The 11,606-nt window shown below is 60.7% G+C and carries 14 protein-coding genes; 6 read left to right on the forward strand and 8 right to left on the reverse strand.

All coding sequences use genetic code 11. The annotated features are described in order from the left end of the window. On the forward strand, nt 1–204 hold a 204-nt coding region (locus IB235_RS23960; protein WP_192338864.1), incomplete at its 5' end, for an integrase core domain-containing protein. Between the two features lie 375 nt (nt 205–579). Next, complete coding sequence (locus tag IB235_RS23965) at nt 580–843, forward strand: glycine zipper 2TM domain-containing protein (protein WP_192338865.1); 264 nt, start codon at nt 580–582, stop codon at nt 841–843. A 506-nt stretch (nt 844–1,349) separates the two neighbouring features. Here the strand turns inward: IB235_RS23965 and IB235_RS23970 are convergent. From IB235_RS23970 to IB235_RS24000, 7 genes are all read right to left on the reverse strand, one after another. Further along, complete coding sequence (locus tag IB235_RS23970) at nt 1,350–2,261, reverse strand: NAD(P)-dependent oxidoreductase (RefSeq protein WP_192338866.1); 912 nt, start codon at nt 2,259–2,261, stop codon at nt 1,350–1,352. Between the two features lie 26 nt (nt 2,262–2,287). Beyond that, nucleotides 2,288–3,253 (reverse strand): mannonate dehydratase, encoded by a 966-nt coding sequence (locus IB235_RS23975; RefSeq protein WP_192338867.1) that lies wholly within the window; start codon nt 3,251–3,253, stop codon nt 2,288–2,290. 22 nt (nt 3,254–3,275) lie between these two features. Next, nucleotides 3,276–4,346 carry an ABC transporter ATP-binding protein gene (locus tag IB235_RS23980; RefSeq protein WP_192338868.1) on the reverse strand — a complete coding sequence of 357 codons (1,071 nt, stop codon included), beginning with the start codon at nt 4,344–4,346 and terminating at the stop codon, nt 3,276–3,278. Nucleotides 4,347–4,360: 14 nt separating this feature from the next. Further along, the gene (locus IB235_RS23985; protein ID WP_192338869.1) at nt 4,361–5,104 is read right to left on the reverse strand and encodes a ribonuclease activity regulator RraA; all 744 of its coding nucleotides are present in this window, start codon (nt 5,102–5,104) and stop codon (nt 4,361–4,363) included. Nucleotides 5,105–5,181: 77 nt separating this feature from the next. Next, a complete protein-coding gene (locus tag IB235_RS23990) occupies nt 5,182–6,456 on the reverse strand; it encodes a sugar ABC transporter substrate-binding protein (protein ID WP_192338870.1) in 1,275 nt (424 codons plus the stop codon). A 37-nt stretch (nt 6,457–6,493) separates the two neighbouring features. Beyond that, nucleotides 6,494–7,336, reverse strand: coding sequence for a carbohydrate ABC transporter permease (locus IB235_RS23995; RefSeq protein WP_192338871.1), 843 nt, complete (start codon nt 7,334–7,336; stop codon nt 6,494–6,496). A 16-nt stretch (nt 7,337–7,352) separates the two neighbouring features. Then, entirely contained in the window at nt 7,353–8,294 is a 942-nt protein-coding gene (locus IB235_RS24000; protein WP_192338872.1) for a carbohydrate ABC transporter permease, read from the reverse strand. Nucleotides 8,295–8,451: 157 nt separating this feature from the next. On the opposite strand from IB235_RS24000, the gene IB235_RS24005 reads away from it, so the two are divergent. The 4 genes from IB235_RS24005 (at nt 8,452) to IB235_RS24020 (ending at nt 11,382) form a co-directional block, all read left to right on the forward strand. After that, nucleotides 8,452–9,222, forward strand: coding sequence for an IclR family transcriptional regulator (locus tag IB235_RS24005; protein ID WP_192338873.1), 771 nt, complete (start codon nt 8,452–8,454; stop codon nt 9,220–9,222). Between the two features lie 536 nt (nt 9,223–9,758). Next, entirely contained in the window at nt 9,759–10,127 is a 369-nt protein-coding gene (locus IB235_RS24010) for a hypothetical protein (RefSeq protein WP_192338874.1), read from the forward strand. Continuing rightward, nucleotides 10,124–10,321, forward strand: coding sequence for a helix-turn-helix transcriptional regulator (locus IB235_RS24015; RefSeq protein WP_192338875.1), 198 nt, complete (start codon nt 10,124–10,126; stop codon nt 10,319–10,321). The genes IB235_RS24010 and IB235_RS24015 overlap by 4 nt, the downstream gene beginning before the upstream one ends. A 203-nt stretch (nt 10,322–10,524) precedes the next feature. Beyond that, nucleotides 10,525–11,382 (forward strand): DUF2189 domain-containing protein, encoded by an 858-nt coding sequence (locus tag IB235_RS24020; protein WP_192338876.1) that lies wholly within the window; start codon nt 10,525–10,527, stop codon nt 11,380–11,382. Nucleotides 11,383–11,496: 114 nt separating this feature from the next. On the opposite strand, the gene IB235_RS24025 is transcribed toward IB235_RS24020, so the two are convergent. Next, nucleotides 11,497–11,606, reverse strand: a 110-nt coding sequence (locus tag IB235_RS24025; RefSeq protein WP_192338877.1) for a transposase domain-containing protein, incomplete at its 5' end; no start/stop codon positions are given.

Consider the following 11,606-nt stretch of genomic DNA (forward strand, 5'->3'; position numbering starts at 1 on the left):
TATCACAATGCCCAGGCCGAGAGTTTCATGAAGACCCTGAAGGTCGAGGAGGTCTATCTCGCCGGATACGAAACTTTCGCCGATGTCGCCCGCCGGTTGCCGGTCTTCATCGAGCAGGTCTACAATACCAGAAGACTGCATTCAGCCCTCGGCTACTGCCCACCCGAGGAATTCGAAACGCTAATCGCTCAGAAGGCGGCTTAGTTCGATGAAGTCCCGTGGTCCAGCCTGAGGGGGTAACTCCATATCCGCATCAAACCCGTCGCTGCAACGCTACACTGCAGGGCGGTTTGTTTTCGTTGAGCTCGCGGCATTGCCTCGAGTCGAGCTGCCTCCGCGCCGGGCATCCTGCCCGCCAGGTTGGCGCGGCTTGTCTGCGCTACCTTTGACATCTTGACACGCTGATCCGAGCCCCTCGCATAAGAGTTCGACCTGCCAGGGAACCTGTCGGCGGGCATGAAGGTTTGATGATTCCGTTAGGTTTTGCAGGGCGGCCAGAGGCCCTGCGAGGGGGCTCAGTGTCAGCTTGCCTGTAACTCTCTCGGTTCTGGACCTTCATAAGCAGCAGGAGACTAAACCATGATGAAACTGGTAGGGGCCGCAGCCGTCATTCTGACAAGCCTTGGCGGCTTGTCGGGATGTTCGGACAATCAGGGCGTCAATGCGGCATCCGGGGCACTGGTAGGGGCAGCTGTCGGCAACCAGATTGGCTCGGGCAGCGGCAAAACGGCCGCCACGCTGGCGGGTGCTGCGGTCGGCGCCCAGGTCGGGGCGAACCAACCCACGACCAAAATGTGCCGCTATCGTAATTCGGCGGGCCAGACTTATACTGCGGCCTGCTGAGACGTCTCGCAACTCGCGGGCCCGGCGTACCTATAGCTCGCGAGGAGCCACCCCTCAGGCCACGGCGGATTGTGTCTTCCCTCGTCGTTCATCTGCGGCGCGCCTTCTGAACAGGGCCCGGCCCGTGCCTCGACTATCTACGACCTCACGCAGTGGCGCGAGAGTGGTGCCTCGCAGCCAGAGCAACGCTAAAACGCAATCTAGCTGAGGGAGAGCATTCACTAGGGTTCTGCACCCACAGGGAAAGCGGCCCATTGCCGCCGGTCGGCCATGTCGAATGCTGCACCGCGGCTATCGCCGATGCCGCCGCTCAGGCACGATGCAGCAGAATCCCCGATTCGGCGGCAGCGAAGCGGAAGAACCTAACGTTCGCAGGTGCAGTACATTGATCAGATCCACCCCTGTGATGCTGTCCTGCAGGGCGGAATAAGCCATTTCGGATGCCCGCAAAAATCCAACGGGAGGCACGAGATCCACCGTGCGTGGTGCATTGGTCAGGTCTCGGCCTAGTCGGCTGGCATGAGACGCGCGAACAGGTTATCCTGCGGATGGTAGCCGATCCGTTCCGCCCCGCCCGTCAGCGACCAATCCATCCCAGTATTTGCCGAAACGCCATTCACCACAATGCCGGGCTGCGGCCAAGATTCCGCATCCGCGCTTATTGCCGCCAAAATCAGATGCTGGAAATCCTCGTTCGAGAGCCACATGCCGCGAAACCAGCTCAGGTTTCGTGCCTCATCCGGTCCGGCATGAAAATGCGTCGTGCTACCGCTTCCATGCGAGCCTGTGGCGCTAATATCGCGCGGGTCGTTTTCTCCCGGCAGTATCCATCCGATACGCAGCGAGACGCTGGACAATCGCCCGCCAGATCCGGCGGCCAGCCCCCTCAGGAAGCGTTCGCCCATCAGCTTCGATGTCGCATAGATCGTCGAATCCATGAGCTTCTGACCATCATGCCAATGCGTTCCGGGGGCCGGAGGAAGGTGGTCATAGAGTCCTCCGGGCAGCAGCGCCGCAGCCAGAACGCCATCTTTGTAGCCGCCCATGACATGGTTCGACGAGCCGAAGACGAAGCGCGAGACGCCCTCGGCTGCGGCGCAAAGCCCTAGATTGACGGTGATGTCGAAAGAGGCGGTTGCCTCTTGCCAGCTTGCGTCAGGAAAGGGATTGACGGCGGCAAAATGCAGGACGCAATCGACGCCCCGCATATGCTTCCGCCATGGCCCATCAGCGCGGGTCAGATCCGCGATGACGGGCTCAAGCTTGGCATTGCTGGGAAGGTCCGCAGGCAGCGCAGGCCAATAAAGCCCAACGATCCGGCTGCACCAATCGGTCGCAAGCAGCGCCTTGATCGCCTTCGCACCAAGATTGCCACCCGCGCCGGTGACCAGAACGACCAGCCCCTGAGTTTCGCGCATTCTGGACCCTCCCCGGTCTTGGTCGATCAGTCGCGATAGACCACTTCCTGCATGCCCCGGATATAGCCGATGGCATAGAGGCGACCAAAGGCCGAGTAGCCGGCATCGTCATTGCTGTCGCCTTCGACCGTCGGAACATGATCGGGGCGCAACACGCCGTCGAAACAGATATCACGATAGGCCTGCATGCAGGCGACCATGTCGGTCTTGCCCGCATCGTGCCATGTCTCGTGGAATTTGGTCGGCACGCCCTCGACATCGCGGAAATGAACGAAGCTGATCTTCTTGCCGAATTTGCGGATGGTCGCCGGAAGGTCATCCGTCATCAGGGTGAAATTGCCCTGACACATGGTGATGGTGTTACGCTCGGACGGGATGATCTCCAGCAAACGCTCGAAATTCGGGACCGTCCGCATGATCCGTCCGACGCCACGGATCGGCGAAGTCGGCGGGTCGTCGGGATGCATCGACAGAGTAACCCCGGCCTTTTCCGCCACTGGCATCACGCGACGCAGGAAATATTCAAGGTTTTCCCACAGTGCCTCTTCGCTGATCGGTGGTTGATCGGTCAGATCCTCGCGAACCTGCGCCAGATCAAAGGCGGTGACCACCGAGCCTCCGCGACTTGGACGGGCAAAATCGGTGCGCAGCCAATTGAAGTCCGCCATCCATTCGTAGCACCAGATCGGGATGCCCAGCTTGCCCATATTGACCAGCAGCTTGCAGACCTCGTCGATCTGTTCATCCCGGCCGGGCAGGCCACGCTTGGCCTTGTTCAGCGGCGGGCGGGATTCGATCACCCGCAGGTCGAAGCCCGCATCGTTGTAGCGCTGTTTGACGCGGGTCAGCGGACCGAGGTCGCAAGAGGTCTCGCCCGCATGGATAAGATCCTCGGGGGGAAGGCCACCCACGGCGAGGTTGACGCCCGCCTGCTGCGCGAGACGCCAGATTTTATTGGGCGTCGGCGCGATGAATTCGGCGATCTGAATCATGATGTCTCCGTATATGCAGATGTCAGGTGGCCTGAATGGCCTTGTCCTGAGCATCGAAGAAATGCGCGCGCGCGGGATCATAGGCCAAATGGATTACGGAACCTTTGCGCGCCGGGGTGTCGTTGTCGATCTTGGCGACCAGCATGGCACCACTTCCGATCTCGACATGAACGATGGCCTGCTCGCCCAGACGCTCGACATTGGTGACGGTGCCGCTGAAGGCGGCCTCGGTTTGTGGCACTTCGCGCAGATGCTCGGGGCGGATGCCGAACTGCAGCCTTTCGCCCGAGATGCGCGCGTGACCCGGCAGATCGCTTTCCCCGCCTCCCGGAAAACGAATGCGATCACCCGAGCTTTCGACCGCGATCACGTTCATCGCGGGCGAGCCGATGAACTGCGCGACGAACACATTGGAGGGGCGATGGTAAAGCTCCATCGGGCTGCCAACCTGTTCGATCTGACCGGCATTCAGCACGACGATACGATCGGCCAGCGTCATCGCCTCGGTCTGATCATGCGTCACATAAATCATCGTCGTGCCGGGCATCGCATCCTTGAGATTTGCGATCTCGATCCGGGTCGCGACCCGCAGGGCGGCGTCGAGGTTTGACAGCGGCTCGTCGAACAGGAAAACATCGGGATCGCGGGTGATGGCGCGGCCGATGGCGACGCGCTGGCGCTGACCGCCGGACAGTTGCTTGGGCAGCCGATCCAGATAATCGGTCAGCTGCAGCATTGCCGCCGCCTTGCGAACCTTGGCGTCCCGCTCGGCCGTAGGAATCTTGGCGAGCTTCAGGCCAAAGGCCATGTTGTCGCGGACGGTCATATGCGGGTAAAGCGCATAGGACTGGAACACCATCGCAATCCCGCGCGCATCCGGGGGCACCTCGTTCGCGCGCATCCCGCCGATATCCAGCGTGCCGGCCGAGATTTCCTCAAGTCCCGCAATCAGCCGCAGAAGCGTGGATTTGCCACAACCCGAGGGGCCGACAAAGACGATGAACTCGCCGCTCTTGATATCGAGATCGATCCCTTTGATGACCTGATGGCCGCCGAAGGTCTTGCGGATCTGGCTCAGACGGACATCTGCCATGACATACCCCCCGCTCAGCCGTGGCTTGCCTGCGCGGCGCGCCAGGCTTCATATTCGCCGCGCGCGTCGTCGCGGAGAGGGTAATATTTGCGTAGGTCCGCACCCTCGAGCAGCTTTATGCGGGTGAATTCTTCCCATTCGACATGATGGGTCGCGCGCTCCAGCAGCTCCTGGGCCATGGCGGCGGGAACGACCACCGCGCCATCGTCATCGGCGATGATGATGTCGCCGGGATAGACCAGTGCCTCGCCGCAGGCGATCGGGACATTGACGGCGAAGGGAATAATATTGGTTTGGGTGTGGTAATTCGGCGTGACGCCCTTGATCCAGTAACCAAGGTCGAGATCGAGGCATTGCGCCGAGTCGCGGATGCAGCCGTCGATGATGACGCCTTTGCCGCCCTTGCCCGCAAAATAGCTCAGCATCATTGAGCCGAAGATCCCGCTCGTCATGTCGCCGCGCGCATCGACGACGATGACGTCACCTTCCTGCGTGTGGTAGAGCGCATGACGGTGAAGCTGCGCCTCGGGATCGTCATATTCATTGGCCCCGTAAATGTCCTCGCGCTTGGGCATGAATTGCAGCGTCAGCGCCGGGCCCGCGATTGAGCGCCCGCGGGTGTGGGGTATCGGCCCGCGAATGAAGGTGTCGCGCAGGCCCATCTGGTTCAACTCGCCAGCGGCGGTTGCGCTGCCCACCTTGGCAAGCGCCTCGCAAAGTGCGCGAGGGGGGCGTTTGATGTCAGGGGTGTGGGTCACGGTCTGAATCCTGAGAGAGTTTTTCTGGGTATCGCCTGCGGGGGCTCCCGGCCGGTGTCGACCGGGAGTTCAAAAGCTCATTCGACCTTGAGTTCGTCGATCTTGGCGGCGGCCCAGGCCACGGCATCTTCAGGCGTCTCGCCATCGACCAGCACGCGCTGGATCGACTGGGTCACGACCTTGGAAGTGCTGACCGTCGCGGCCCAAGCGGTGGGAGGACCTGAGAAGCCGTCCACAACCCCATTGCGCGCCATTTCGTCGAAATTGGCGAAATCGGGGTTCTCGGCGAAGAGCGGCATCGATTTCGTCATGCTGGGATAGATCGGAATCCAACGTCCGCCGACGGTTTCGATGATCTTCTGGTAATGATCGGGCGCGAAGAAATAGCGCAGCCATGCCTTCGCGTCGTCCTGACGATCGGACTTGTTGCTGACCATCCACGAGAAGGTCGACAGCAGCGTGGCCGAGCGGCCCTTATCGCCAGGTCCCACCGGGATCGGGATCAGGGCGGTGTCGGCCAGCAGATCCTGATCGTTCTCCTTGAGCCAGCTGTAGACGCTGGGCGGGTTCATGATGAAGGCGGCACGCCCGGTCTGATAGGCGGTATTGTTGCCCGCATCGTCCCAGGTCAGGGTCGAGCGCGGGATCGTGCCTTCGGCGAACATGTCGGCGATATATTTATAGGCCGCGACCGTCTCGGGCGAATTCCACGTCACCTTGGTCCCGGTCTCGTCGAACATCTGGCCGCCAAACGACCAGACAACCATGCGGGCCATGGTCTCGGCATCATTGGCCTCGCTGGTCGGAAGCCCAAAGGCTGTGATCGCCGGGTTCTTGGCCAGGATCGCCTGCGAGGCACTGCGCAATTCGTCGAGCGTCTTGGGCAGGCCAAGCCCGGCCTCCTCAAGCAGATCCTTGCGTGCAAACATCGGCACGACGTCAACCTCAAGCGGCAGCGCCATCGCCTTGCCGTCACGCATGACCGAAGGCACGGTGCTTTCATAGATGCCGCCATCGACCGCGCGCATCTCGGACAGAAGATCGTCGAGTGGCTGGGTCACGCCCAGCTTGGCGAAATATTGCACCTGCTGACCGACATTCATAAAGACATCAGGCATTGCATCGCCCTGAATGGCGGCGGCCAGACGTTCGTTCAGCACATTGGCGGGAACGATGCTGTATTCGACCGAGATGCCACGCTCATGCCCGAATTCTTCAGCCATCTGGGTGATCAGGTCATCGGCCTGCTGATTGAACGCCTGGATTGCCCAGATCGTCAGGTCCTGCGCATGCGACATCGCCGGCAGCAAGAGCGCGACCGAAGTCGTCAATGAGGCCATAAGCTTCTTCATGTAGTTTTCCTCCTCCAAACCATTGAATTCTAGGGGATCACCCCTTGACGCTGCCTGCGGCCAAGCCCTCCACGATGTACCGCTGCGCGACGATGTAGATGACAAGTATGGGAATGATGGCGATGACCGAACTGGCCATGAGTTGGCCCCAGATGAACGTGTCGCCCATGATCAGACCGTTCAGACCGGCAGTGAATGTCTTGGTATCGTTCGAATGGACGAAGACCAGTGCGTAAAGGAACTCGTTCCAGGCATGGGTGAAGGCAAACAGCGCCACCACTGCGAAGCCCGGCGTCGCGATCGGTAGGATTACCTTCAGCAGCATCTGGATGCGGCTTGCGCCATCCATCCGTGCCGCCTCATCCAATTCGGCGGGAATGGTGCGGAAGTAGCCGATCAGCATCCAAGTGCAGAAGGGAACGGTGAAGGTCAGATAGGCCACGACGAGCCCGGTCTTGGTGTTCATCAGCCCCATGGATTGCAGGACCAGAAACAGCGGGATGAACAACAGGGACGGGGGCAGCAGATAGGCCGTGACGATGGTTCGCGCGGCAATCGCCTTGCCCTTGAACCGCATCCGCGCCACGGGATAGGCCGCGAGCGCACCTACCACCGCCGAGATGATCGTGACCGCCACCGCGACCTGTGCCGAGTTCCAGACATAGCGGATGAATTGCGAGCCCCAGATGCTGGCTTCGAAGTTCGACCATGTCAGCTTGTGGGGATAAAGTGTTGGCGGATAGGCATAGATCTCGCGCGAGGTCTTGAGCGAGGTGACGACCACCCAATAGATCGGTGCCAAGGCCCAGATCACCGAGAAGCCTACGCCAAGCGCCGTAAAGATTCTGCGCGCCGTCTTTTCCGATTTCGAACGGACCATTTTTTGCGCCCCTTTCTCAGGTCTCGTCCTTCAACATGCGGCGGGTCAGCAGCACGATGAGGATCAGAAAGACCGGGATGACCGAGACCAGCACAGCGGAGCCCAGGCCGAGATTGCTTTGCGCAATGCCGTAGTGATACGCGAGCGTCGGCAGGATATGGGTGCGCATGGCCGGGCCACCTCCGGTCAGGACATGGACCATGTGAAACGAGTTGAACGTCCAGATGGTCGACAGCATCACGGTGACGAAGATCACTTCCTTCATCTGCGGCAACGTGACGGAAAAGAACCGCCGGATCGGCTTTGCCCCGTCGATGGCCGCGGCCTCGTTCAGATCGGATGGGATCGAACTGAGCGCGGCCAGAAACATCATCGTGAAGAAGGGCAAGCCGTGCCAGATCATCGCGATGCCGATGGACCACAGACCCCAACTCGGGTCCGACAGCCAGTAGATCGGCCGGTCCGACAGGTTCAGGGACATTGCAAGATAGGAAAGGACGCCGGCCTGTTCGTCGAAAATCCATTTCCACGACAGGCCCGCGATAAGACCCGGGACCGCCCAAGGCAGAAAGGCAAGTGCGCGTATCAGGCCGCGCATCGGCATGGGCTGTGACAGCGCGACGGCGCAGCCGAGCCCCAGCACCAGCTTGACCGCGACGACTCCGAGAGTCAGCACAAGCGAATTCCACGCCGCCCGGATGTAGTGCGGGTCCGCGAAGAGCTTCTTGAAGTTCGCGAGCCCAACATATGCGCCACCCTGTCCGACCATCTGGTTCGAGAAGGCAGTCGAGACGCCATCCACCATCGGATAGGCCACGAAAGTCGCAAAGACCGCCGCAGCCGGAGCAAGAAACAGGTAGGCAACGAGCCAATCTGGCCGGTGTTTTTTTGCCCGGCGCGGCAGCGGTGGCGCGGTAAAGCCGTCGGGCAAGCCCGCGGCCAAATTCTCTTTCGTCACGACGCGGCCCTCCCCGACAGCGGCCCTCTGGTTACGCGTCAGTCCCTGTGGACCGGCCCGTATCCTCCCTCGCTGTGTAACTCTTTAGTTTCATATTTGACACTATAGAGTTCACATGATAAACTTATAAAATCAACATCTGCGAGCTGTCAAGGCCATGCCCGACGAGAGTGAATTGTCTGCGAACCGCAACCCGGCCATTGAAAAAATGATGGCGATCCTGACGGAAATAGAACGTCAGCCCAATGGCTTGCCCCTTGGGAAGGTCGCCGAGGCCGCTGGCGTCACGCGTTCGACCGCCTATCGGATCCTGAATTCTCTCTTGGCGCATGACATGCTGCGACAGCTCGACAATGCCCATTTTGTCCTCGGCAGCAGGCTGCTGAGTCTGGCTGATTCCGTGACGGTTGGAGCCTTGGGGTCACGGGTCGCGACCGCCGCTCAGCCGGTTATCGACGAGGTAAGCCGGACGCTCGGAGAAACGGTGAAAGTGTCTGTCAACGACCGTGGGCAGGTCGTGGTTGTTGCCATCAGCTTGGGCCGGAAGGCCCGCGCATTGCAGGCGCAGCTTGGGGAGCATCTTCCGATTCACGCGGGTGCGGGCAGCAAAGTGCTTCTTGCCCATTCATCGAAGGACGAGATCGACCGCGTCCTGGACAGCAAACTTCCGATCTATACCGAGCGCACGCTCAGCGATCCGCAGGAGCTTCTCGCGGAACTTGAGAAAATACGCCAGCAAGGCTGGTCGAACGATCCCGGAGAGTTCGACCTGTCCGTTCGCGCCTACGCGGCACCCATCAAGAACCGGCAGGGGCAGGTCACAGCAGCCCTCAGCATTCCCTTTTTCGCAGATGTTTCGCGGGACTACGAGGCCGCCCTTCTATATTCGGCTCAAACTGCTGCGCGACGTATCAGCGACATGTTGTAGTGGTGTGATGCGGGTTTGGTACGGGCATATCCGTGGCGTCCCGAAGGGCGAGCTGGCGAGATCTGTCGCATTCGAGTTGTAAGGTCTAGACAGATATACGCCCAACTGCTCGTCGCAGCACCAAACTAGCCGATGCTTACGCTGCGCACCGCTGTTCCGGATCATCTTAATTGGTGAGCGTCGCGAGTGGCATGAGGGCCCGACGAACTCCGTCCAAAACGGAATCCACTGCGCGTGTCCCGAGTGGCGCTTCGGGCTCCGAGAAAGATGCTGCAGGGTGAAAAAGGCAGGCTTGACTGACGCGGACTCTCCTCCCCCTTGGGAAAGGCGCGGCCCATTACCGCCGCTCGACCATGACGAATGCCGCACCGCCGCTTTCGCAGAAGCAGCCGCTCAGACAGCGCGAAGCCATATACTTGATGAACTGGCAGCGAAGCTGGGGCAAATGGGACGAATGATTAAATGTAAAGCATACTTGACAATCCGCACCCTCATCATGGAAAAGTAAAGCATACTTGACATGGTCGGGAGTGATGATGCGTGGACTTTTGCTTTTCTTGGCTGGATTGGGTGCCTACGGCGCAACGCTGGTTGTTTCTCAACACCTCCTCGCTGATGACACCGGCACCCAATTGGCCCGTGCCCTAATTGCGCTTAGCCCGATGCTACCGGCCGCGTTCATATGCGGGGTGGTTGTCCGCAGCATTCGGCACTTGGACGAGATGCACCGCAAGCTTCAGTTCGAGGCACTCGCCATGGCTTTTGCCGGCACGGCCTTGATTACCTTCAGTTACGGCTTTCTCGAAGGCGTAGGTTTCCCGAAAATCTCGATGTTCTCAGTCTGGGGTCTAATGGGCTCGCTCTGGTTCATCGGAGTGATGATCGCGCGGTATCGCTTCAAGTGAACAACCGAGTTCAGGAGCTTCGCCAGCAAAAAGGATGGTCACAAGCGGACCTAGCGGCCTTTCTGAAAGTCTCGCGACAGACAGTGAACGCCCTCGAACGGGGGCGCTACGACCCCAGCCTTCGACTTGCATTCCGCATCGCGCGTATCTTCGCGCTTTCGATCGAAGAGATATTTCAGCCAGAGAACGAGTGAAATCGCCTGAGGCGTGCGTCTAGCCACCCAGATAGGGAGGGTTCGGACCCAACTGCCCCTCTCTTCCGAGAGTGCAACCCAACTCTGCCTCTGCTAAACTGTCGCCAGAGGACGGTTCGGCCCGGCAGTTTCGCGGGCGGCGCCGGAGTCTCCGGCTGACGCCTCGCCCGATACCGGGCCCTCCAGGAAGGGAGGACGCAGTCATGCACCGGGAGACGATTGGAAATCCGCTGAGCTGGAGCGCGCAAAGGTTGGCCGATGTTAGTCGCAGCGTCGGAGCGGTGGTGGACGGGATCGGCAGCCACGACATGACCCTGCCGGAGGTCAACAAGATAGGCGTCGGCGATATCCGGACGGCGCTCCGCAAGGGCGTCGAGGATTTTGCCGCACTGCGTACTGACGTCATCTTCGCGGTAGCGCTCTATCCGGTGATCGGCTTCGTCCTTGCCGCTTGGGCGCTGAATGCGGGGCAGGTGCATCTGCTCTTTCCGCTGGCGGCGGGCTTTCCGCTGGTGGGGCCGGTCGCGGCGATTGGCCTCTATGAGATGAGCCGGCGGCGCGAGCAGGGCGAGGATGCCAGTTGGACCGCCGCGCTGGCCACGCTAACGGGCCGGGTGCTCGGCCCGGTGCTGTCGCTGGGCTGCCTTCTTGCGGTGATTTTCGCGCTCTGGCTTTTCGCCGCCCATGGGATCTGGGCCGCCACCCTCGGACCCGAGCCCTATGACAGCCTTCTGGCTTTTCTGCGCGCAACCTTCACCACCAGCGCCGGCTGGATGATGATCGTGATCGGCTGCGGTACAGGCTTTCTGTTCGCCGCCATCGTGCTCTGCGTGAGCCTGGTGTCATTCCCGATGCTGATCGACCGCCCTGTGGGCGTGCCAGTGGCGCTGATGACCTCGCTCGCCGTCGCGCGCCGCAATCCTGGGACGACGGCGCTTTGGGGGTTGATTGTCACCATGTCGCTGGTTCTGGGGATGATACCGCTCTTCGTGGGGCTGATCGTCGTGCTGCCTATACTAGGTCACGCGACATGGCATCTTTACCGTCGCGCCGTGGTCTAACCGTGCGGCCGAAACGACGGCCGTCATCTCGGCCCTTAGCCGCCGATCGCCGGTGACGAATGCCGCACCGCCGCATGCGTCGAAGCAGTCGCTCAACCGTAAGCGGTGTCCCGATCACACGGTGACTGCGTAATTCCACGGGAGCAGGTCTTGGATCTTGCTCTGTCTGTGGCCTTTGACGATGGCGGTGAGCGTGGCTGTCAGCCATGCGTGGGGATTGACGC

Source organism: Paracoccus sp. PAR01 (genome assembly GCF_014851995.1).
Lineage (GTDB): Bacteria > Pseudomonadota > Alphaproteobacteria > Rhodobacterales > Rhodobacteraceae > Paracoccus > Paracoccus litorisediminis.